Annotated in this window: 23 protein-coding genes and 1 pseudogene; 12 read left to right on the top strand and 12 right to left on the bottom strand. The window is 37.8% G+C overall.

The window, feature by feature from the left end; translation table 11 throughout:
• Positions 1-16 precede the first annotated feature (16 nt).
• Entirely contained in the window at positions 17-241 is a 225-nt protein-coding gene (locus LG329_RS09915) for a MerR family transcriptional regulator (protein WP_404450668.1), read from the top strand.
• A 149-nt stretch (positions 242-390) separates the two neighbouring features.
• Here LG329_RS09915 and LG329_RS09910 read toward each other — a convergent pair whose 3' ends face one another.
• A complete protein-coding gene (locus tag LG329_RS09910) occupies positions 391-768 on the bottom strand; it encodes a nucleoside 2-deoxyribosyltransferase (protein ID WP_404450666.1) in 378 nt (125 codons plus the stop codon).
• 56 nt (positions 769-824) lie between these two features.
• Positions 825-1,370, bottom strand: coding sequence for a GNAT family N-acetyltransferase (locus tag LG329_RS09905; RefSeq protein WP_404450664.1), 546 nt, complete (start codon positions 1,368-1,370; stop codon positions 825-827).
• A 141-nt stretch (positions 1,371-1,511) separates the two neighbouring features.
• Here LG329_RS09905 and LG329_RS09900 point away from each other — a divergent pair, with 141 nt between their 5' ends.
• Entirely contained in the window at positions 1,512-1,985 is a 474-nt protein-coding gene (locus tag LG329_RS09900; RefSeq protein WP_404450663.1) for a helix-hairpin-helix domain-containing protein, read from the top strand.
• Positions 1,986-2,032: 47 nt separating this feature from the next.
• On the opposite strand, the gene LG329_RS09895 is transcribed toward LG329_RS09900, so the two are convergent.
• Complete coding sequence (locus LG329_RS09895; RefSeq protein ID WP_404450661.1) at positions 2,033-2,392, bottom strand: Lin0512 family protein; 360 nt, start codon at positions 2,390-2,392, stop codon at positions 2,033-2,035.
• Positions 2,393-2,507: 115 nt separating this feature from the next.
• On the opposite strand from LG329_RS09895, the gene LG329_RS09890 reads away from it, so the two are divergent.
• Complete coding sequence (locus LG329_RS09890; protein ID WP_404450660.1) at positions 2,508-3,263, top strand: AAA family ATPase; 756 nt, start codon at positions 2,508-2,510, stop codon at positions 3,261-3,263.
• A 27-nt stretch (positions 3,264-3,290) separates the two neighbouring features.
• On the opposite strand, the gene LG329_RS09885 is transcribed toward LG329_RS09890, so the two are convergent.
• Positions 3,291-3,794: a DUF4188 domain-containing protein gene (locus LG329_RS09885; RefSeq protein WP_404450658.1), complete on the bottom strand. Its 504-nt coding sequence runs from the start codon at positions 3,792-3,794 to the stop codon at positions 3,291-3,293.
• An 11-nt stretch (positions 3,795-3,805) separates the two neighbouring features.
• Positions 3,806-4,357 (bottom strand): PadR family transcriptional regulator, encoded by a 552-nt coding sequence (locus LG329_RS09880; protein WP_404450657.1) that lies wholly within the window; start codon positions 4,355-4,357, stop codon positions 3,806-3,808.
• 182 nt (positions 4,358-4,539) lie between these two features.
• Here LG329_RS09880 and rlmH point away from each other — a divergent pair, with 182 nt between their 5' ends.
• Together rlmH and LG329_RS09870 are read left to right on the top strand one after the other, a co-directional pair.
• A complete protein-coding gene (rlmH, locus tag LG329_RS09875; protein WP_404450655.1) occupies positions 4,540-5,019 on the top strand; it encodes a 23S rRNA (pseudouridine(1915)-N(3))-methyltransferase RlmH in 480 nt (159 codons plus the stop codon).
• Between the two features lie 543 nt (positions 5,020-5,562).
• Positions 5,563-6,549 (top strand): virulence RhuM family protein, encoded by a 987-nt coding sequence (locus LG329_RS09870; RefSeq protein WP_404450654.1) that lies wholly within the window; start codon positions 5,563-5,565, stop codon positions 6,547-6,549.
• Positions 6,550-6,746: 197 nt separating this feature from the next.
• Here LG329_RS09870 and LG329_RS09865 read toward each other — a convergent pair whose 3' ends face one another.
• Positions 6,747-8,132, bottom strand: a complete 1,386-nt coding sequence (locus tag LG329_RS09865; protein WP_404450653.1) for an amino acid permease — start codon at positions 8,130-8,132, stop codon at positions 6,747-6,749.
• 330 nt (positions 8,133-8,462) lie between these two features.
• Positions 8,463-8,687: a hexameric tyrosine-coordinated heme protein gene (locus tag LG329_RS09860; protein ID WP_404450651.1), complete on the bottom strand. Its 225-nt coding sequence runs from the start codon at positions 8,685-8,687 to the stop codon at positions 8,463-8,465.
• Positions 8,688-9,011: 324 nt separating this feature from the next.
• Between LG329_RS09860 and LG329_RS09855 the strand changes: the two genes are divergently transcribed.
• The 3 genes from LG329_RS09855 (at position 9,012) to LG329_RS09845 (ending at position 10,999) form a co-directional block, all read left to right on the top strand.
• A complete protein-coding gene (locus LG329_RS09855; protein ID WP_404450650.1) occupies positions 9,012-9,761 on the top strand; it encodes an SDR family NAD(P)-dependent oxidoreductase in 750 nt (249 codons plus the stop codon).
• Positions 9,762-9,773: 12 nt separating this feature from the next.
• Entirely contained in the window at positions 9,774-10,508 is a 735-nt protein-coding gene (locus tag LG329_RS09850; protein ID WP_404450649.1) for an SDR family NAD(P)-dependent oxidoreductase, read from the top strand.
• A gap of 71 nt (positions 10,509-10,579) precedes the next feature.
• Positions 10,580-10,999: a MarR family winged helix-turn-helix transcriptional regulator gene (locus tag LG329_RS09845; RefSeq protein WP_404450647.1), complete on the top strand. Its 420-nt coding sequence runs from the start codon at positions 10,580-10,582 to the stop codon at positions 10,997-10,999.
• A 205-nt stretch (positions 11,000-11,204) separates the two neighbouring features.
• Here the strand turns inward: LG329_RS09845 and LG329_RS09840 are convergent, their stop codons facing one another.
• Together LG329_RS09840 and LG329_RS09835 are read right to left on the bottom strand one after the other, a co-directional pair.
• A complete protein-coding gene (locus LG329_RS09840; RefSeq protein ID WP_404450645.1) occupies positions 11,205-11,477 on the bottom strand; it encodes a response regulator transcription factor in 273 nt (90 codons plus the stop codon).
• 99 nt (positions 11,478-11,576) lie between these two features.
• Complete coding sequence (locus LG329_RS09835; RefSeq protein ID WP_404450643.1) at positions 11,577-13,451, bottom strand: hypothetical protein; 1,875 nt, start codon at positions 13,449-13,451, stop codon at positions 11,577-11,579.
• 503 nt (positions 13,452-13,954) lie between these two features.
• On the opposite strand from LG329_RS09835, the gene LG329_RS09830 reads away from it, so the two are divergent.
• From LG329_RS09830 to LG329_RS09820, 3 genes are all read left to right on the top strand, one after another.
• Positions 13,955-14,086, top strand: coding sequence for an anti-repressor SinI family protein (locus LG329_RS09830; RefSeq protein WP_404450642.1), 132 nt, complete (start codon positions 13,955-13,957; stop codon positions 14,084-14,086).
• Positions 14,087-14,540: 454 nt separating this feature from the next.
• The gene (locus LG329_RS09825) at positions 14,541-15,857 is read left to right on the top strand and encodes a Na+/H+ antiporter NhaC family protein (RefSeq protein ID WP_404450641.1); all 1,317 of its coding nucleotides are present in this window, start codon (positions 14,541-14,543) and stop codon (positions 15,855-15,857) included.
• Positions 15,858-16,004: 147 nt separating this feature from the next.
• Positions 16,005-16,493, top strand: coding sequence for a hypothetical protein (locus LG329_RS09820; protein WP_404450640.1), 489 nt, complete (start codon positions 16,005-16,007; stop codon positions 16,491-16,493).
• A gap of 54 nt (positions 16,494-16,547) precedes the next feature.
• Here LG329_RS09820 and LG329_RS09815 read toward each other — a convergent pair whose 3' ends face one another.
• Positions 16,548-16,673, bottom strand: a complete 126-nt coding sequence (locus tag LG329_RS09815; protein ID WP_404450639.1) for a DUF6254 family protein — start codon at positions 16,671-16,673, stop codon at positions 16,548-16,550.
• Positions 16,674-16,701: 28 nt separating this feature from the next.
• Positions 16,702-16,869 (bottom strand): hypothetical protein, encoded by a 168-nt coding sequence (locus tag LG329_RS09810; RefSeq protein WP_404450638.1) that lies wholly within the window; start codon positions 16,867-16,869, stop codon positions 16,702-16,704.
• Positions 16,870-17,066: 197 nt separating this feature from the next.
• Between LG329_RS09810 and LG329_RS09805 the strand changes: the two are divergent.
• Positions 17,067-17,679: pseudogene (locus LG329_RS09805) on the top strand (NUDIX hydrolase).
• A gap of 705 nt (positions 17,680-18,384) precedes the next feature.
• Here the strand turns inward: LG329_RS09805 and LG329_RS09800 are convergent.
• Positions 18,385-21,591 carry an SNF2 helicase associated domain-containing protein gene (locus LG329_RS09800; protein WP_404450637.1) on the bottom strand — a complete coding sequence of 1,069 codons (3,207 nt, stop codon included), beginning with the start codon at positions 21,589-21,591 and terminating at the stop codon, positions 18,385-18,387.
• Positions 21,592-21,704 lie beyond the last annotated feature (113 nt).

Genomic DNA, 21,704 nt, shown 5'->3' with positions numbered 1-21,704 from the left:
AGAAAAAATATGAAAATTGGAGAGTTTTATCGAAAAGGTACAAACAACAAAGGATACAGTCCGTCATTATGAAGAGCTGAATCTATTAGAACCGTCGTGGAGTAATAAGCGGAGAATTTACGGTGAAAAGGATATAGGGGATTTTGAAGCTATTAAAGAGATGCAAGCCTTGGATTTGTCTCTCAGGGAAATTCAGATGATGTTTGAGGTGAAGCGTAGTAACGGGTGTGGTTCACCCTAATTACTAACAGAAGTAACCAGCAAAATGAGAGAAAAGCAGCACCAAGTTAAGCTGGAAGAACAGGCTATCAAACTGAAAAAAGAACAAATAACAGACATGATTAGCGTGCTGGAAACACTAGATGAACAACACAAGCCTAACTAATAGTTCTATACGACACCAATCATTGAAAGGAAATGATCAATTTCACCATAAATGCGTGTCACACCATCTACATAATAAAAGGTAGAATCGTCAGATGGAGCTATTTCCTCAGGTGAATAGATATAGACAAGCTTCCCTAAACCAAGCGCAATCCCAAGTTCTACATGGCTGCTTTTTCCTGCAGGCATCAGCATTATGAAAACATCACAATTTTGTACTGCATTCTTTTCTTGCTCACCGATCGCATATAGAGATTCAGGCTCTGTAGCACGTTGGTTCATCGTCCAATCGTATGTATGTGTGAACCCTTTTGCTATAAGTTTTTGTGAAGCATAGCGCACCATATCCTTGTTTTGAAAGCTTGAGGCAATATAAAACCGCATGTTTTATCAAATCCTTTCTGGTATTACTAATAAATAGCGTTTTCCCTTAAGTTTCTCTACTGATTCTCCCACTCACTCGCAAGCATCCCATAAACAACATGGTCCACATAATGATCATACAACCACTCCGCCTGTCTAATTTGCCCTTCTTCCACAAACCCCAAGCGTTTTGGAATAGATTGGCTTTTCGTATTTTCATGTGCTGCACGAATGTCAACGCGATTAAAATCAAGTACGGTAAATGCATAGTCCGTCAAATGATGTGTCACACGGGTCATAATTCCATTTCCCTGATAGTTTTCTCCAAGCCAATACCCGATACAGGCAATCTTGTTTGACCAGTCTAAGCTGTTGAAGCCAGCAGTACCAACCAGTTTACCTTTATATCGAATTGCCATAGTCATGCTTTTTTTATCTTTAAATCCACGCAAGGTATGTTCAATGAATCCACGTGAATCATCAACTGTAGTTGTTCCATCTACCCAAGGCAACCATTCACGTAAATACTCGCGTGAGGCATCGGTCAAGTTGAATAATTCCTTGGCATCGTCTAGTTCCATAAGCTTTAGTGTCAGATCATCGTCAATTTCATGGAAAAACATAAAAAGCGCCCCCGTTAAAGTGTTAGTATAGACCTTATCATACCACAGTTGTATACTGAAATAGACATATTTATTTTGCAAATAAGTGCCACTTTAAAGCTTTGAAAAACGATTATAATTAACAAGGACGAGGTGATCTATATGAAAGCAACTTCACCAAAATTACCTTTAACCCTAGAGGAAAGATCCAACCTAAGAGCTAACAAGATTAAACTCAGCGAGATATCCCAAATGGATACGAGCGATTTAGCAATTGCTCTTGAAGCCCCGTTAGAACGCTCTACGTATATACGTGGCCTTGCAATCTTTCAAACCATTCCCTCCATTGGGCCAAAGCTTGCAAACCTTGTAATAGATTTGGGTTACTATTCATTCGATGACTTCAAAGGTGAAACAGGTGCAGCGTTAACTAACCGTGCTGAGAAGCAATATGGCTATTGGATGGATCCGTGTGTAGAGGATTCATTAAGATGTGTAGTCTATCATGCTCATTATCCAGGTTGTGATAAAAAGTGGTTTGATTTTACGGCTGAACGAAAAGCGTACCGTGAACAAAACGGTTATCCCAAGACACGACCAGAGCTTGCTTGGTATGATGCGGAGTCAAAGAATTAAGCCGTGTTAAAAAAAGCCTAAAACCATTGGGCTTTAGGCTTTAATTCTTAATACCCAACCTCAACTGCGGCGTTTACGATATACATCAAATCGTTTTTATCTGCCTTGTCTTCAAGGAAAATTCCGCTGGTGGTGGCCATACCACCAGATACAATCTCAACCGTCACAGTACCATATGGAATCATATCTTTTACCATTTCCACATCAAGCTGGTCATGGTCTAGAGGAAGTGCAAGCTTCACATTTACTTTCATATTCTCAAGTCGCTGATCAGGCAAGTTTTTTTCAATTCCAGGCATCGAATTATAATGAATCGCATCCTGAACAGCACGTACAGATGCCTTTGTTACATCTTGGCCATGCACATCTATGCCGGTACCAGTTTGGATAAACAGTATTTGTTGCATCAAGATCACTCCTTCATAACTAATTAATAAACATGTTTCCCTTACAGATTGAAATACAAACAATTATAGTTTTGATAAAATGAGAAATATACATTGGAAAGGTTGCGTGTATCAAATGGTAATGCTAGATTCTCATACCCAATACATAAAAAGTCTAGATTTAAAAAGTGAACAACTACCAGCTCGTGATACATTCCCGTTCAATTTACCTGTAATTCGAAGCTTTCAACAATTGAATCTTCATCCGAATGTCACATACATCGTTGGCGAAAATGGTATGGGGAAGTCTACTTTGCTGGAAGGAATTGCGGTTGCATTAGGATTTAATCCAGAAGGTGGAACACGTAACTTTAACTTTTCCAGCTATGATTCTCACTCTAACCTTGATCACTATTTGCGTATCGCAAAAGGTGCAAATAAACCAAAGGACAGTTTTTTCTTCCGAGCAGAAACTTTCTACAATGTATCAACCAATATAGAATCGTTGGATGCCGAACCCGGTAGTCCAAAAGTTATCGATTCCTATGGTGGAAAGTCCTTACATGAACAATCACATGGGGAGGCATTCTTCGCGGCATTTATGAACCGGTTTTCGGGTAATGGGGTCTATATTTTGGATGAACCAGAAGCGGCTTTGTCGCCATTAAGACAAATGTCCATGCTTGCAAGAATTCATGACCTTGTGAACCAAGGCTCCCAATTTATTATATCTACCCATTCACCGATTATCATGGCATACGAACATGCAAAAATCATTCAGTTAACAGAAGAAGGCATGAGTGAATCAACATTAGAAGATACGAGTCAGTATTCAATCATGAAACAGTTTTTTGATGATAAAGAGCGACTACTCCATCATTTATTTCAGTAAAAAACAAAGCCTCAGTCAGTAATTTGACTAAGGCTTTGTCTGTGCAGTATTGGTTTGAACAGGTTTCATTCTTTTTTTAGCAGAAATTGTTTCCGCTGTGATGGGGATGTGTTTTGACGCCTTGGCGAGTCCATAAAGTGGCATATTACCATAGATTGCTTCATAATTTCCTTTTTGTACGACGTAGGTTTCGTGGTATATACCTACTGCACCATTGTTTCCTACCTTATTATTGAAATTTTTCCATGCTGTTAAATGTTTCTGGCCTTTAGAGTAAGCAAGAAGATCTTCTGTTGACCGCCAATATGAAATCATAACAGTTGTTCGCAGTCCGAAGAAACTTTCCATTGATAGAAAACCAAGATCTTCTTTATTTTGGTAAAGCTCCTTGATCATACCAGGCATTGCTGTAAATACGGGCAGCCACTTCCGTATAGCGCGTCTTTTGTTTATCCTCATTCCTATAAGAAATACAACCATGTCCTGATCGTTTTTAGTAGTATACCGGCCCTCATAAATCGATTTCCCCATTATAATTCCTCCTAAGAATCTTTAATTTTTTCAACCGTTATTACACACCACTCAATTGCCGAAATTGTGGTCCGTTTTCCATAATCTAAGGTAAAAAGCCAATACTGTGCATCTGGACTATCATACGAATGGGAAGTTATCCTATTTTCAATCGCTTCATACGTGCTATAGCGTTCATGAAGTTTCTGCTTGAAATGCTCAAGATGGCTGATCGTTTCGTCATTGCTCTGGTGACGACTGAAAAAGAGCTTTAATAACACTTCATTTTTCTCAGTAGGTATCTCTTCTATAGGATTCTGTAGCCAGTTCCGCAGTTCCATTGCACCTTTTGAAGTTAGAAAATATTCCTTCTTATCAGGCTTCCCTTCTTGGGATGTATCCTGCACAGTGGCTAATCCATCCGTCACCAGTTGTTTTAATGTGGGATAAATTTGGCCATAGCTAATTTTCCAAAAGTGATTCAGGCTACCGTCAATCATTTGTTTTATCGCATAGCCCGAACGACAATCTGTAGTGAGAATTCCCAATATGGCGTATTTAGTATTATTATTTGTCTTCTTCATATAAACCACCTATCAATATGATATGTATCTTTTAGATATATAATACATGAAAATGTGTGAAATGAAAAGCGGAAGTCAGATAATTCACTACTTTTTTCACCTCTCTAAGAGGTACAGCTGTTTTTCTAAAGTTATTTTGGTAAACTGAAAACATCAATTAAACAAAAAGGACGTATATTCTTATGAAGATTACTATAATTACAGTCGGTAAATTAAAGGAAAAATACTTAAAACAAGGTATCCAAGAGTACCTGAAACGCCTTACTGCCTATGCGAAAGTAGATATCATCGAAGTTGCTGATGAAAAAGCGCCAGAAAATATGAGTGAAGCAGAAATGGTGGAAGTGAAACGGAAGGAAGGCGAGCGGATATTAGGGAACGTTGGCCAAGATACATATGTCATTACGTTAGAAATTGGTGGGAAAATGCTGAGTTCGGAACAGCTTGCTGCGAAAATGGACGAGCTCGCTACGTATGGTAAAAGTAAGATTGCATTTGTGATCGGTGGATCGCTTGGGATTAGCGAAGCGGTGCAGAAGCGGAGTGACCTGGCATTGTCTTTTTCTAAGATGACTTTTCCACATCAGTTAATGCGGTTGGTGTTGGTGGAGCAGGTGTATCGTGGGTTCAGGATTATAAGGGGTGAACCGTATCACAAATAGTGGTAAGACCAAAAGTTGAAATTAAGATATGTAGAAGCATATTAGAACAAATAAGTAAAAATTTAGAACTAATAACCCCTTGAACTGTTTAATCAGTCTATGGCGTTTTGTTTTATTTAATTGAAGAGATAATTTATCAATAATAGGATAGGAATGAATGTTCCCTTGTTAATATTTAAATAGTATAATAATAGTTAGTAGAGTGTAAAAAGGGGTTGATAGGTAAAATGCCAAATGTAACAAAAACTTTAACCTCTCAAACAGAAGACGGAAATACTAAAGTAGAAGTTCGTTTAATAGAATGACACTGCCTGGATGACACAAAAAGCAATTGAAGAGATGTATAAAACGACTCCTCATAATATAACTCTTCTCATAAAAAATATCATTATGCTTGTAGAAAAACAATATTGCTCGAGATACTATACAGTAGTAAAAAAAGAAGGTTCCAGAAAAATTAAAAGAAAGATGCTTCATTGAAGGAAAGTTGGGAGTTCAATTTATAAGGATTAACGAAGGTGAGGAATTTAAGGGGTGAAAATATTGCAGAATGAAACAAATTTATTAATCTACCAAACAGAAGAAGGAAACACAAAAATAGATGTTAGGTTAGAGAACGAAACAGTTTGGATGACGCAAAATGCAATAGCAGAGTTGTATCAGTCAACAAAGCAGAATATAAGTCTACATGTAAAAAATATCTTTGAAGAGAAGGAATTAGATGAAGATTCAGTTGTCAAGTTTTACTTGACAACTGCGAAAGATGGCAAGAATTATAAAACAAAGCACTACAACCTCGAAATGATTATCGCAATCGGATACCGAGTTCGTTCCCATCGAGGCACACAGTTCCGTAGGTGGGCAACAGAACGTTTAAATGAATATCTCGTAAAAGGTTTTACAATGGATGATGACCGTCTGAAAGAAATGCGTAACTTCGGACAAGATTACTTCGATGAATTACTTGAGCGAATTCGTGATGTTCGTGCCTCGGAGAAAAGGTTCTATCAAAAGATTACAGATATATATGCCACTTCAGTTGATTATGATTCTAAAGCAGAAATTACACAGGAATTCTTTGCTACTGTTCAAAATAAACTTCACTTTGCAATTCATGGCCAAACGGCTGCTGAACTCATAGCAGATAGAGCAAAAGCAGAAAAAGAAAATATGGGTCTAACTTCATGGAAAGGTGATAAAGTGCGCAAACAGGATGTCAAAGTTGCTAAAAATTACTTATCTGAAAAGGAGTTAAAGTCGCTTAATAGAATTATCACCATGTATTTAGATTATGCTGAAGATCAAGCGGACAGACAACGACCAATGTATATGAAGGATTGGATTGATAAACTTAATGCATTTCTTCAATTTAATGAACGTGAAATCCTTGAAAACGCAGGAAGGGTTTCAAAATCAGTGGCTGATCAAATAGCCATTCAGGAGTACGGAAAATATAATCAAAACCGAATTGATCAACAATCAAACGACGATTTTGATCAATTTATTGAAAACAATAATTTGAAGAAATAATTTTACCAGTGAATTACTAAGAACCGTATTATAAAAGATGCGGTTTTTATAAGAACTTAATCGTCCAGGTTTTAAAAGACATACACCAAATTATCGTTTACGTTTTATCCACTAAACTGGAATCTGACTCGTTGGCCAAAATAGAAAAGTGAGCGTACATTGTCTCCATTACAATGTACGCTCACTTCATGTCTTTCTTATTCTTTATTCATCAAGCTATGCTTTCTGCCATAAGTAAAGTAGATGATCAAACCAAAAATAAACCAAACGCCACATGCAATCCATGTGAAAACAGATAGTTGAGTAATTAAAAATATACATAATAGGAATGAAAGAATCGGTAGAGCAGGAAAGAACGGTACCTTAAAACCTTCGCTTGGTATATTTTTGTTTTTCCTTAAGAAAATAACTCCGATTGAAACAATTGTAAACGCAATTAATGTTCCCATGTTCACCAATTCCGCAAGTCTAGAAAGCGGAATGAACCCAGCACAAAGAGCCGTAAGTATTGCAAAAGTCCATGTGTTTTTAACAGGTGTCTTATATTTATTATTCAGCTCACACATACTTTTCGGCAGTAATCCATCACGGCCAAGTGCATAAAGAAGTCTCGTTCCCCCATATAACATCACAAGTATAACGGTCATCATTCCGGAAACAGCGCCAAGTGAAATTATACCTGCTATCCAATCTTGGTGAATAATCTGCATTGCAAAACTAACTGGGTCACTTACATTTAGTTGTGTATAGGGGGCAATTCCAGTTAACACAAGTGAAACCACTACGTAAAGTATTGTACAGATTACTAATGAACCAATTATTCCGATTGGCAAATTACGTTGTGGATTTTTAACTTCCTCAGCTGCTGAGGAAACTGCATCAAACCCAAGGTAAGCAAAGAAAACAAGAGCTGCCCCACTCATTACTCCACTTATTCCAAATGGCATAAATGGTTGCCAATTAACAGGTTTCACAAAAAATACACCCACTACAATAAATAGAAGAATGACACCTACTTTAATAAATACCATAATCTTGTTAAGCTTTGCTGATCCTTGTATTCCACGAGTTAATAAAAAGGCAATGGCAAGCACGATGGCAATAGCTGGTGCATTTATATAAGTTCCTTCTGCCGGGTTAAAAGGACCTGATATTGCCTTTGGAATGGTGATATTAAATCCTTCTAACAAAGCAGACAAATAAGAGGACCAACCAGTTGATACGGAAGCAACGGCCAAGCCATATTCTAACACTAATGCCCATCCAACTATCCATGCAACTAGTTCTCCAAATACAATATATCCATACGTATAAGCACTTCCGGTAACTGGTACAGATGAAGAAAATTCTGAATAACACATACCTGCAAATGCACATACAATAGCAGCTATAATAAATGAAAAAACAATAGCGGGTCCAGAATGACTCGCAGCTACAGTTCCAGGAAGGATGAATATACCTGTCCCAATAATGGCACCAATTCCTAGCAGTACTAAATCAAATGCACCTAACGTTTGCTTTAGCTGGACATCTCCACTTTTCTTAAATAATTCTTCTACACTCTTTTTCCTGAATAACTTCACTTTATATTAGAACCCCATTTTTCCTAAATTATATAAAGAGTCTATAAGTTTCTTTCTTATAGGTCAATGGATTTTGTCGAATTACCGATAATTTTCGCTTGTTCCCTGATTAATCTATTTACAACATCCCTTAAAGAAATCCCCTCAAGTCATCAACTTGCTTAAATAAACTGCAATAGGTTCTAAATCCATTCAACCAAACTTTTACTCGTTCCCGTCAGCTGCTTCACTTTTCCCGAAATTGCCTTATGCGATGTCAGTTTGCCCCGGATGGATGTGGAAAACTGGTTAGATAGTACAGCGAGGGTCGATCCCATAGCCCTATTCTTTTTATTTCCAGTAGTTATTTGCTGCGGCTACTGTTTGAAAGTGGCTGGCAATAACCTGTGAGGCAAAAGTTAGGCTATCTGCGTTTTTTGCATATTTTGGTCGCAACTTTTTTCGAACATCAGCAGAAGGTTGTGTATATGCGACACCCTTTCTTGCTAATAAAATTGCTAATTCAAATCCCTCTTGTGGTGTATTTGTTTTTAAACTTTTAATCCAGGTTTCCATGAAACTTATCCCCTTTATTTTCATTTATTTTGAGTACATCTTCATTACGAAGTGCAAACTTTTAGTCCACCCTTCTCCATGCTCGCTGTAATCGAGACCTAAATAACCACACTACATTTTATGTACACTTTTGCCTATTGTTCATTGAAAAGATGGAACAAACTATTATTTAAAGGCTTTTTATATAAGCGAACTATGTTAACGCCTATAAAACCTAACAACCGCGTAGTCAAAATTCACTTCTGTTGTACTATATAAAAACATTTGTTATTATTTAGATGTTTAATATTTAGATGTCTAAATATATGAAAAGGGGTAATACGAATGAGATTACAAGGGAAAGTTGGGATTATAACAGGTAGTGCTTCTGGGATTGGCAGAGGGATTGCTCTTGCTATGGCCAAAGAAGGCGCCCATATTGCAATTGTTGATGTAAATGAAGAAAAAGGAAGGGAAACCTTTGCTGAAGTAAATCAATATACTGAGGGTTTACTTTTTATTAAAGATATCTCTAGCAAAGAAAACGTTGATGAAATAGTCACGGAGGTTATAAATAAGTTCGGTAATTTAGATATTCTCGTCAATAATGCACATGTATCAAGGCAGGTACCTTTTGTTGAAACTACCATGGATCACTTTGACTTATCGTTTGGGACGGGTTTCTATCCTACATTCAATTTCATGAAAGCAGCCTATCCTGAATTAAAGAATTCGCAAGGTAAAGTCATTAATTTTGCTTCAGGCGCTGGAATTGATGGACAAGTTACTCAAACCTCCTATGCTGCTGCTAAAGAAGCTATTCGAGGAATTTCCCGTGTAGCAGCGAACGAATGGGGCCCTGATGGAATTAATGTGAACTTAATTTCGCCAATAGCAAATACGCCGGGTGTTGAACAATGGCGTCAAGCCGACCCGAAATTATATGATGCAATGATTAATAAAATTCCACTTCGTTGTCTTGGTGATCCAGAACAAGATATTGGTAGAGTAGCTGTCTTCTTAGCAAGCAGTGATTCCGATTATATTACTGGCCAAACAATTATGGTTGATGGTGGATCAATTAAATTACGTTAAGGAGGATTTAAAATGGGACGATTAGATAATAAAGTAGTAATAATTACTGGGGGAGCTTCAGGAATTGGTGAACGTATGGTCGATCTGTTCAGTCAAGAAGGCGCAATTGTCATTGCCGCAGATATAAATGAGGAAGCACTCGAAAAAGCAAGTCAAAAGGAAGATGTATATGGGCTGAAATTAAATGTTGCTTCAGATGATGAGTGGAAGGTATTAGCCGAGGAAGTGAACAATCGCTTCGGAAAAATTGATATACTTGTTAATAACGCTGGTATTTCATCAGAAAAACCATACCAGGAAATCAATATCGATGATTGGCAAAAAATGCTTTCCATTAATGGCTTTGGTCCATTTGCAGGTATAAAGCATGTGGCTCCATATATGGCTGCTCAAAAGAAAGGTTCAATTATTAATATTTCTTCTTATACTGCCCAAATCGGCCAAGGATTTAATCATTATTCTGCGTCCAAAGGGGCAGTGCGTGCGATGTCTAAAGCGGCAGCAACGACTTTTGGCCGTCAAGGAGTACGTGTGAATACTCTTTTTCCAGGAATAATTGAAACCCCAATGACTCAATCATTAAGCACATCTAAAGAGCTTCTAGATCGTTTAGTTCAAGCAACACCGCTCCAACGGTTAGGTAGACCTGAAGATATTGCAAACGCAGCGTTGTTCTTAGCATCAGATGAATCATCTTACATCACTGGTTCGGAATTAGTTATTGACGGTGGGTTTTCCGCTCAATAGAATAGTTATATACAGTAAGAGCCTCTTTTCCTTGGGGCACTTATTAGTATGGAAAGTAGGGATTAAAGCAAATGAAGGAACAAACTATTTTTGAACTTATTCATTCCATGGACCAGGTCACGAACAATTTAATTATTCAGTGGAATAAAATGTTCAAAGAAAGCCTCGGTATCTCCCATATTCTTGTACTCAGCCACTTGAACAAAAATGGAAAAAGTCGTCCCTCGGATATTGCACGAGCTTTAGAATTAACTCCACCATCTTTAACTCACTTATCTGAAAAACTTGTTCAAAAAGAATTAGCTACTCGACTTGTAGATGATGGCGACCGGAGGATTAATTACTTAGCAATTACAGACAAGGGAATTGATATGCTTAACAAAGCACATAATGAGGGGCAAACATTGCGTAGAGATCTGTTTGAAAAATTAACAGAAGAGGAAAGGCAGCATTTATTAAGCATTTATGAGAAGTTAAATAATTTTATTTAAGCGAAAAAACTTTTTCATAAGTGGATTCGTTATTTTCCGGAATCAAGATGAAAGTAATGGCTGCAGTTTTACGGAAAAACGCCAAGTCCATACAATTAAAGAAGATGATATAAACAATTCCCCAAACATTATTGTTCGGGGAATTGTTTTATATCCCAGCGGAATTCCAAATCCGAACTCCTGTCCTTTTAACCAAGGTATCAGCTTAAAGCAACAGTTGGTTTTCAGCAGTTTTGACAGCTTGTATTCTATTTCTAACATTTAACTTTTTGAAAATCCGGTTAAGATGACCTTTCACTGTACCTTCTTTTATATGCATTTGCTTGCCAATGGCTTGATTAGAGAATCCCTTCCGAATATATTTAATGATCTCAAGTTCGCGAAGTGTTAATGCCTCTTTCATTTTGGGATTGACATTGATTTCTTTTAACTCTTCTTTATTAACTAATCGTAATAATTGTTCGCTGTATTGTTGCAAATGGGTAGGAAGTTCTTTTTCAACATCAGGGAAAATTAAGAATAAAGTAGGATCCTCATCAAGAAAGGCTCTTGTGTAGCCATATTTATATCCGATTTCTTAGGCTTCTTGTAAAAAGATCTTCGCTTCTGAATGTCGTTCTAATTTGATTGATGTAATCGTTTGAAGAATCCTTCGCTTCAGGTGAACGCTTTGATTTTTTCCAAAAGATTTCGATGTAATCATTCGGTTGAGCAAATAGTTAGCTTCTTCCGTCTCTTGAAAAGCGAGTAAGGCTCGAGTTAAAGTAAAATATTCAAAGCTTGTCCATTGATCCCAATTGATGTTCATCAAACTCTTTTGCTCAAATACCCATTCTTCAGCTTCATCATGAAGACCTTCCTGAAGTTGGACGTATGTTCTTGACGCTTTACCCATTCTTCTCCAAGCCGGAATGGAAGTATGTAGGGATCGATAGTAAATTTCCTGGATAATATAGTGTGTTTTTTGTATCCTACCTTCCGATTTATGACAAAGCAGGTCCAACCATAATGCGGGAATGGACAGTCCAGGAAAATCATTTGACTTTATTGATAGCCATACTTGTTCTAAATTTAGCCTTGCTACGCTTATGTTGTTTTGTTCATAAGACGCTTCTGCAATTGCTAAATGACGGAAAGGCGAGAATGCTGGATATTCATCCTTGTAGCCAGAAACCTGGTATTCACTTAATACCCTATTGATATCACCCTCGAATCCAAAATGATTACTAATAAAGGGCATACTACCTTGATTAAGCGATATAAATGGTGTCCATAGATCTTTCTTTGTATCCGTAATAAGAGGGTCTAAATCATTGGATAAATTCAGCATAGTTAAAACCCAATTATAAAGCGAAAGGATTTCTTCATCCTGAGAAAATTGCTTAGGACCCAAGCGATTCAGCCAGTCTTGTAGTGTTTTATAATCCTGAAATAAAAGAGTTTCTGGAGCAATTTTCTTTATATATTGCAGTGCCAACCTCGGATTGTGGCCTTGGATTGCTACCTCAATAGCTTCTTTGAGTAATCCTTCTTTTTCCAAAAATATAGCCGTTTTTCCCCTCACTTTTAGCTCGTTATCAAACAAAGAAAATCTTTCATTGATAATAGCCCTTACTAGTGGATGAAAACGATGCAGCCAACGGTTATTTACTAGAGATTTAGTTAGAATTAAATGCTGTTCAAGAATATGAAAGAGAGGCTCAGTCTCCGTTTGCATTAATTCCTTTGCGAAGTCAAATGATAAATAGGGTGGTATGACTAACGGTCGTAATTGCTGTAAGGTATCCTTAGGAAGTTGCCCTAGCCATTCATTAAGCAAATAATCCTCTAGCAATGGAGCTACTCTGCCTTGATCATCAATTATTGGTCTATCATGTTGAACATAATGTTGGTAGGCAATTTGAAGTAAAGCAGGACAACAGTCAGTTATTGTATGTAGGTCTGTTAGTTGATTTTCAGTTAATTCAATTGAATAGGAAGATCGTAGGGATAGCCATACTTCAGCCTCTTCACGGGAGAACTTTATTTCCTCCGCGTCAAGTTGATAAGTTTGATGTTGTAGAGCCGAAGAGTTTTTTAAATATGGTAAGGCTTTACGTGAAAGTAGGATAAAAGTAATGCGAGGAGGTGCCTGTAGCATCGATTTATTTAATTCAGCGAATGCTTCCGGTTGCTCTAAGAGATGTACATGATCTATTACAATTACCACTTTATTGTTTAATGTTTCATCGACGACTCGTTTTAAATGGGTAGATAAAGTAACTGGGTTATTAAATGAGCTCATCATTTCAAGCCATACAAATGAATGTATGGATAGCTGACTCCAATGCATGACGAGGGTTGTTTTTCCATATCCAGCTGGTGCTGTAATGAATGTGCTTTTGTTACGCAGAGCCCTGTTTAACATTGTGTTAAACCTCACCGGTATATATATTCCTTGCTTTTCCTCCATCTTGTTTCCTCCTGAGTATACTTATTACTACTATTGTATATATTTGACATTGGCCTTCTGTTTCCTTCTACATAAAAGCATTTTTAGGAATAAAAGTTGTTAAAATATAACTTTAGTTACTATGCAGGAAAAAATACCCATGGTAATTTGAAATTGTTAGTAATTTTTATACTCGCCAACAACCAATTTATTTTAAGTTTAAATATGATGATAAATGACATTTTTTATGTGTAAGGAAAGTATAAAATGTGACATTGAATATTTTGGTCACTATGCAGGGCCACGTCCAGCTTCAGCGCCCAGCGACTAGTGGATTTCCTTTACCTCCTTACGATAAGTCAACATCGGTTCGTTTACGCTTACCGTGTTTCCTTTATCTCATACGGTTCAGTCCAATCCATACGTCGCTAAACGGGCGCTTGCGCATTTGTTCATACAGCTGAAGAAGTGAGGGGATGTATTAATTTAAATAGATTATAGATAAAATTAGGGGGAATGGGGAATTGTCTAATAAGAATATAACGCTCGATAAAGAATGGGTTAAGTTGATTTTGGAAGCGAAAATGCAAGGCTTAGGTAAAGAGGAAGTTTTAGCATACTTAGAGAAGAATCGATTAAAGGTAACGGGTATCTAACGATAAAATTACAAAAGGCTGGGTTTTATTTGTAATGGCAAAAGTGCTATTCTGTTATCTAGACCTTGCGAAGAGAAGTGAAATATTGTATTCTTTGGTTTATTTTATAAATATATTTTGTTGATTTGTTAAGATAAGAACTGTGTTTTATTGATTATAAGACCTCTTCTTGTTGTTTGATAAGAAGGGGTCTTTTCGTGTGAAAAATGAGGCTACTGAAAAAGTTAAATATAGTACTAAATATGTGGATCCACCATCGCATATTCGAATATACTTCGCGCACCTTAGGGCGAGTGTCAAGCCTCCTCGGACTGCCGTCCTGCGGGGTCTCGCCTATCTCTTGCTTCCCGCAGGAGCCTCCGTATATTCGAAATGCTAAGTTAAGGTGTAAAGTTAAATTTTTGAAATCCACCACTTTTTCAGTGGCCTCGTGAAAAATAGTGGGGTGTTCTTCATGAGTGCAGACAGAAAAGGGAATCCATGGGCATTAGTGCCGTTTGTAGTGTTTTTATTATTATTTATTGGATCTGGCGTTGTAACAGGAGATTTTTATACATTTCCAGTGATTGTGGCTATTGCGATTGCTGCTGCAGTTGCTTTAGCCATGAATCGGAAAGAGTCGTTTGATCAGAAGGTTGAAATCTTTTGTAAGGGTGCTGGGAATACGAACATTATGTTAATGGTAGTTATCTTCCTTTTAGCTGGGGCATTTTCCGAAGTGGCAAAAGGGATGGGTGCTGTTGATTCCACGGTAAATCTTGCGCTGTCGGTTGTACCACAAAATTTATTAATGGTAGGTATATTTGTTATTGCTTGTTTTATTTCTTTATCTATGGGGACAAGCATGGGAACGATTGTAGCGCTTGCACCAATAGGGGTCGGAATTAGTGGTCAAACAGATATTTCGCTGACACTTTCAATGGCAGCTGTCATTGGAGGTGCAATGTTCGGTGATAACTTGTCATTTATTTCGGATACGACGATTGCAGCGGTAAGAACACAAGGTACAAAAATGAGAGATAAGTTTAAAGTGAATTTTTTCATTGTCTTACCAGCGGCGATCATCACATGTATTATTCTCGGAATTATAACAATGGGGGAACAAGCAACCATCACACAACAATCCTATAGCTGGATTAAGGTCTTGCCATACATTTGTGTACTTATCACTGCACTAGCAGGGGTAAATGTGTTCCTCGTACTTTCCATTGGGGTAGTATTTGCAGGAGTTATCGGGTTAGTGGATGGCAGTTATCAGTTGATGAGTATTATCCAAAAAATTGGCGAAGGGATGGCTGGAATGTATGAAATTGCATTCCTTGCCATTTTGATTGCTGGTATGGTGGAAGTAATCAAACATAATGGTGGCATCGATTATCTGCTTTACAGGGTTACTCGCAATATAAAATCAAAAAAGGGCGCTGAATTTAGCATTGCTGGACTTGTGGGTTTAACTGATCTTTCGACGGCAAATAATACGATTTCTATTATCATTACCGGTCCACTAGCCAAAAATATTGCGGATAAGTATGGAATTGATTCGCGTAAATCGGCAAGCTTGCTTGATGTTTTTTCGTGCTGTATTCAAGGATTACTCCCATATGGAGCACAATTACTTGTAGCGGCAGGAGTCGCACAAATTTCACCGGTTAGCATATTGCAATATTCATATTATCCGGTATTAATTGGGGTGTGTGGAGTAATATCCATTTTGATTGGTTTTCCACATTTTGGAGAGAAAGGGAAAGCGGAAAGAAACGCTACTAATTAATAAGGGATCCCTATATATACACTTAACTTTTGTGTTTTTTATGCTTTCTTTATGATTTATTTATAATTAATTCAGATTTAGTAGCTATGATAGTGAAGGCAGATTAGTTGTTAATCTATCAAAATGGTTACTAAAGGGGAAATTAATATGAGTAATGAAGAAATAAAACATGAATCGGAAGGGGAAACTATTCCTTCAGTTAGAACGATGAGGGGATGGCTGACTCTGCAACGTATAGTAGCTATTGCCATGATTGTGGTGAATGCTATTCCAATGGTGTTTATTTTAAAGCAATTTATTCCACCGCTGGCCATCGCCAATGTGTTGTTTATAATCGTACTATTACTTACTTGGTTGCGGCCACGTGCAGGTGCAATCGGAATTGGTGTGCTTTCTGTATTGTGGATGTTACTGAATCTAGTCAACTTTTCCCAAGTTATTCCTGACATCACAAGGCCGTCTGAGACGTTGTTTTTTCTAGTCACTATTGCTCATCTATTACTACCTGTTGCCGGAATCGTTGGTTTTATTGGTGTGCTGAAATCCGCCTCCGATAAGATTGCGTACCGAACATTGGGAATTATCGGAGCAGTCATGATAGGTTCTTTAGTCTTCAGCCTGCTTGTAAGTCTGTAGATAGTAAAGCAGTGGGAGTCCGCCCCCACTGCTTTAAATTCACTTTTTGTCGACCTACTTTTTTTCAACCTTTTTTGCATCGTTAGCTAGCTGCTCAAAAGATTTAACTTTTCCGTGTGGATTTTGTGATTCTTTTCTGTCTCTCCATTCTCGTTCTTGTTCTTGTTTAGGTTTAGCCATATTTATAAGTACTCCTTTTCATAATCCATTAATTTTGTGTTTTAGATGCTCTTTCTTTTTTTGCTTTCTTTTTGTGTGCCCGATTTGCATTGGCACTACCACTGAATTCCTTAGAGAATTCCGAATCCGTTTTACTGGAATCAAATCCTTGTTTATTCTTTTGCTGTGCGTCATTTTTCTTTGTTCGTTTAGCCAAGAATGTCCCTCCTTTTTTGCATTAGTATGGGACAAGGTGAATGAAATATTCGTACAAAATGATCAGGTTGACGATAAATTAACTAACAGAATTCAACTGAATTTACACTTCCTTCTTGTATCCGTATCTCCCAGTTATCCAAATAAACTGTCAATTGTGCTATAGTAAAATTAAGCATATAAGTTTGAGGTGAGTACATGGATTCGAAAACAATCCGCGAAAAAGTAAAAGAACATTCTTCTTCTATTCTTGGAAGTGAGGAGTTTTCCAAGTTTGCTGTCCTATTGCCGCTCATTCAAAAGGAGAACGGAATACATATTCTTTTTGAGGTTCGTTCACATAAATTAAGAAGACAGCCTGGAGAGATCTGTTTTCCAGGAGGAAAAATGGATAGGCGGGATATAACTGATCAGTTTGCAGCAATAAGAGAGACAGAAGAAGAATTAGGAATTAATAAAGAGCAAATTTCCGATGTTTTCCCATTAGATTCTGGTATCTCCATTTGGAATGATTGTTTATCCGCACGTAGGGTTCATTGATGGCGAAGAATCTTTCAAACCGAATCCCGCAGAAGTCGAAGAAGTATTTACAGTACCATTATCCTTCTTTCTAAAAAGGCGTCCAAAAATTTATTCTATAGACGTGAAAATGGTACCCGAGGACGACTTTCCATTTGATCTAATTGTTGGTGGTCATGATTATAATTGGCGCGCAGGAAAAATCGACGAATATTTCTTCATATATGAGGATAAGGTTATTTGGGGTCTGACTGCAAAAATTCTTGCTCACTTTGTTGATGTTATTAGTTAAGGCGTCTTTTAGAGTTTAATCATAAAAAGACATAAGCCAAAATTGGCTTATGTCTACCTTTTCATTTTGTTTTTATTTTACCCTTCAAACCGGCGGCATGGAGAACCGTATCATAAGTGAGGTAAGATAATAATTTTCATGGGAGTCCTGAATTTAAAATAAGAACAATTGGAGGAAATCAAAGTGAAGAAGCCGCCTATATTAATAATCATTGTTATTTTTTTCGTTGCCGGGCTATTAGATATAAAATATAAAGGACTATTCTTTCGATCATTACCAAACTCTATCCAATCCTGTTTAGCTGATAGGTTGAAATAATTTATACTGTAGATTACGATTACTACATTATTATTAACTTAAATCTAAAAAGCGGGTGTAATTACTTATTCAAAACACCTCGTTAACTGAAACTCGCGGACACACGAGCCGCTATTTCTATTAAAACAATGATTTTGGGTAGGTATGCGGTCACACAATCCCTTATTTAACCTATATCAAGGTAAAACAGGGGCATTTTTCCCAAATAAAGGATCTGGTGTCCGTTCACACATTAATATTGCAGCTTTTCTATAAATAAAGGATCTGGTGTCCGCGAAAATAGTTTCAAGGGTACCAATTCACCTTACATTGCAAAAGTGCCCCATTGATGTGATTAGCTAAAGCCTAATCCAAAAATTCAAAATGAAGACATAAGCCAAAAATGACTTATGTCTTCATTTCTACGTCAAGTATTTCCCGAATATCCTCCTCGGTGAGAGAAGACGGTGATTTTTCATCGGAGTTGATGATTTCTTCAACGAGGTGTCGCTTTTTTTCTTGCAGTTCGTTCATTTTATCCTCGATTGTTCCACGGGCAACGAGCTTAATGACCTGTACAACATTTGATTGCCCAATCCGATGAGCGCGGTCAGCCGCCTGTTCCTCGACCGCAGGGTTCCACCAAATGTCATATAGGATAACGGTGTCGGCGCCTGTAAGGTTGAGACCTGTCCCGCCAGCTTTCAAGGAGATGAGGAATATATTACGTTCACCAGCATTGAATCGATTGCTAATTTCTACTCGTTCCTTTGATGGGGTTTGTCCATCAAGGTAGAAAAAAGGTAAACCCTGAGTTGATAAACTTCTACCTATGAGCTCAAGCATTTTCGTAAATTGTGAGAAGATCAATACCCTTCTTCCGGATTGCCTTGATTCCTCCACGATCTGCATCAGTTGTTCAAATTTTGCTGATTTCCCCTTATAGCCGTCCACAAATAAAGCCGGGTGGCAACAAATCTGCCGTAATCGAGTCAGGCCAGCTAGAACCTTAATACGATTTTTTCTGAGTGTATCTTTATCCAGATGCTTCAATGTGTCATGTCGTAGCTTCGCCAAGTAGGCAGCGTACAGCTTCTTCTGATCAGGAAACAACTCCACGGATTCCGTTGCCTCGACTTTTTTAGGAAGCTCTGAAATGACGTCCTTTTTCAACCTACGAAGTAAAAACGGACGGATCCTCCGGGCGATCTTTTTCTTTGAAAGGTTACTGTATTCCTTTAGCCCCTGAAAAAGTTCAGGAAAGACGACGTGAAAAATTGACCACAGCTCCTCTTGTGAATTCTCTACAGGTGTTCCTGTAAGAGCGAATCGATAATCCGCCTGAATCTTCTTAACTGCTCGAGCTGTTTGTGTCACAGGATTTTTAAATGCCTGTGCCTCATCAAAGAACACAGTTTGAAAGGTCTGTTTCTCGTACCACTTTATATCTGTGCGCAACAACGGATAGGAGGTAATGACAACGTCCATATCCATTACATCCTTCTGAATCCTGATCCGTTCTGTTTTATTCCCATCCACTATCTTGGCATTTATATCAGGAGCAAATTTTGTGGTTTCATTAAGCCAGTTATACGTTAGAGAAGATGGACAAACAATAAGGACAGGTAGCTTTTTTTCCCGGATGCGAGGTAGCTCTGATTGAATGAATGTAATGCTTTGCAGCGTTTTACCAAGTCCCATATCATCCGCAAGAATCCCACCAAATCCATAGCTTGCAAGTTTCTTCATCCATATGTAGCCGTCTTTTTGATAATCTCTCAAGATTGAATCTAAATTTTTTGGCACCATGAACTCCAAACTGTCTGGATTACGAATGTCTTCCAAGAACTGAGGGAACGATTCCTCTAGTGAAAATACATTACTATCATCAACAGAGTCAAGTACCTGAAGGCCACGAATGATTGGTATATTCAAGCCACTTTCCAGATCTTCTTTTTGTTCTGGAACTGCGTTTAGAAAACGATTGATTTCTTCAAACTCCCTTGTTTCTAGTGAAAGAAGGGATCCATTCCTTAATCGATAGTATTTCCTTTTTTCCTCTAGTGCCGCTAGAATTTCACGTATCTGTTTTTCAGGAATACCATCCATTTCAAATTTGAATTCAAGCCAATTTGTCCGTTCCTTTTTCACCTTGACTCTAACCTGGGGAATGGACTTTCCTTTGGTAATCCGATTTCGAACTGACGTTGTTGCATAGATTTGTACAAGCTTTTGCAGTTTGGGAACAACGTGGTACAAAAACTCGTACTCCAACTCTTCATTATGCAAAAAGTATCCGCCATCCGTTTTTGCAAACAAGCTATCCTTCATCAGTTGTAAAATCTTGTCTTCTTTCTCTATATCTCTTACAAGCGTGGCTCCACCCGGTAGTTCATGACTTTCTAAGGGATTAATCACATTGTTTTCATAGTGGAATTCAAGTCCAGCGAGCAGGCGATTTTTTACACGATCCAAGTATAGCTTGGCAATCAGGGGTGACTTCATCATCTGATTGGAAATCGCTTCAGATAGGTTGACATCCCCTATTTTCTTTAAACTTGGAACTACTTTTTCCAGGAACAATTTCAACTGTTTATCTGGTATCGAAATTTGATTGGTTTCTGAAGCATCCAGCATTTGCTGTAATTCAGAGAGACGTTGGCAGTCTTTGCTTTTCAGCTCGGTTATTTTTCCGCCAGATAGAACAGAATTATAGGAACTCAACACAATCATTTGATTCAGCCCTTTGATTTTCAGCTGATAGTCTTTTCCGCCTGCTTCTGTAAAATCAAACTGTAAAGGAAGTTGTGCGTACGATAACTGTAGGCCATCATATGTTTTCGAGTTATACGCCATTTTCACCAATGGTGATTGTGTAAGTAGAGGAAGAAGCTGTCCCCAAGATGATGGTGGAATGAGTAACGTGTGATCATTGATAGTAAGGTCAGATTGTTCGTCACCGTACACTTTTTCATCATCAATTACTTGGATAAGCTTCTGAATAACAGCATCTGTTTCTTTTTGAAAGCAGTGAAGGATCGGGTTATACGTGAATGAAATGGATAGCACACTTGGGTTGCCCTGTTTCACTTGCCTTAGAAATCGCCGGATGTTTTGCACATTGGTTTGACCAATCTTTATTTCTATTCCAAACATGTGACGCCCCTTATCCATGATGACGGGTTTACATGTAAACTTTGCATCAAGCACTTGCCTGTTTTCAAAATGAAGCTGATGGCCGCTTGACCGTGTAGGCTGATCATCGAAGAGAGTCAATAAACCATCTGTCAGATCCTGATTGTGGCTGCCTCGATCAGCAGGAATCGCTTCTTGGCGGTGTTGCTCATAAATCGCCAGTAAAACAGCCGCAATATGCTGACAGTCATTTTTAAAAGAAGGTAGCGTTGGGCAGCTGCAATTCGTGCGGAAACCTCCACTAGGCTTCTTTTCAATAGTGACATGGAAATCTTCCGTTCCTCTGACTGTTGCTTTACAAGCATCGGAACTGTGATTATCAAATATTACTTTATTAGCACGATAAAAAGAATCTCCTCTTTTGAAGGAGACTGTACCGCACATTTTTTCAATGATTTTATGATTTAATTCTATATTCAAATGCCTCGCTCCTTCTGAGGATGTTTCATTTCTATTGTTATTCACTCTTGATATCACGATTGTACCATATAGTAAAAACAAAGGCAGAACCTAATCAACTTAAGGTTCTGCCT

Source organism: Virgibacillus necropolis (assembly GCF_044793635.1).
Classification (GTDB): Bacteria; Bacillota; Bacilli; order Bacillales; family Amphibacillaceae; genus Virgibacillus_F; species Virgibacillus_F necropolis_A.
Note: the sequence above shows the minus strand (reverse complement) of the source record. Positions and strands in the feature narration are given on the sequence as shown.

What these genes read in the sequence shown, in the direction of transcription:
- LG329_RS09910 (WP_404450666.1), bottom strand. Translation starts at nt 768, where the DNA reads ATGCGGTTTTATATTGCCTCAAGCTTTCAAAACAAGGATATGGTGCGC.
- LG329_RS09905 (WP_404450664.1), bottom strand. Translation starts at nt 1,370, where the DNA reads ATGTTTTTCCATGAAATTGACGATGATCTGACACTAAAGCTTATGGAA.
- LG329_RS09900 (WP_404450663.1), top strand. Translation starts at nt 1,512, where the DNA reads ATGAAAGCAACTTCACCAAAATTACCTTTAACCCTAGAGGAAAGATCC.
- LG329_RS09895 (WP_404450661.1), bottom strand. Translation starts at nt 2,392, where the DNA reads ATGCAACAAATACTGTTTATCCAAACTGGTACCGGCATAGATGTGCAT.
- LG329_RS09890 (WP_404450660.1), top strand. Translation starts at nt 2,508, where the DNA reads ATGGTAATGCTAGATTCTCATACCCAATACATAAAAAGTCTAGATTTA.
- LG329_RS09885 (WP_404450658.1), bottom strand. Translation starts at nt 3,794, where the DNA reads ATGGGGAAATCGATTTATGAGGGCCGGTATACTACTAAAAACGATCAG.
- LG329_RS09880 (WP_404450657.1), bottom strand. Translation starts at nt 4,357, where the DNA reads ATGAAGAAGACAAATAATAATACTAAATACGCCATATTGGGAATTCTC.
- rlmH (WP_404450655.1), top strand. Translation starts at nt 4,540, where the DNA reads ATGAAGATTACTATAATTACAGTCGGTAAATTAAAGGAAAAATACTTA.
- LG329_RS09860 (WP_404450651.1), bottom strand. Translation starts at nt 8,687, where the DNA reads ATGGAAACCTGGATTAAAAGTTTAAAAACAAATACACCACAAGAGGGA.
- LG329_RS09855 (WP_404450650.1), top strand. Translation starts at nt 9,012, where the DNA reads ATGAGATTACAAGGGAAAGTTGGGATTATAACAGGTAGTGCTTCTGGG.
- LG329_RS09850 (WP_404450649.1), top strand. Translation starts at nt 9,774, where the DNA reads ATGGGACGATTAGATAATAAAGTAGTAATAATTACTGGGGGAGCTTCA.
- LG329_RS09845 (WP_404450647.1), top strand. Translation starts at nt 10,580, where the DNA reads ATGAAGGAACAAACTATTTTTGAACTTATTCATTCCATGGACCAGGTC.
- LG329_RS09835 (WP_404450643.1), bottom strand. Translation starts at nt 13,451, where the DNA reads ATGGAGGAAAAGCAAGGAATATATATACCGGTGAGGTTTAACACAATG.
- LG329_RS09825 (WP_404450641.1), top strand. Translation starts at nt 14,541, where the DNA reads ATGAGTGCAGACAGAAAAGGGAATCCATGGGCATTAGTGCCGTTTGTA.
- LG329_RS09820 (WP_404450640.1), top strand. Translation starts at nt 16,005, where the DNA reads ATGAGTAATGAAGAAATAAAACATGAATCGGAAGGGGAAACTATTCCT.
- LG329_RS09815 (WP_404450639.1), bottom strand. Translation starts at nt 16,673, where the DNA reads ATGGCTAAACCTAAACAAGAACAAGAACGAGAATGGAGAGACAGAAAA.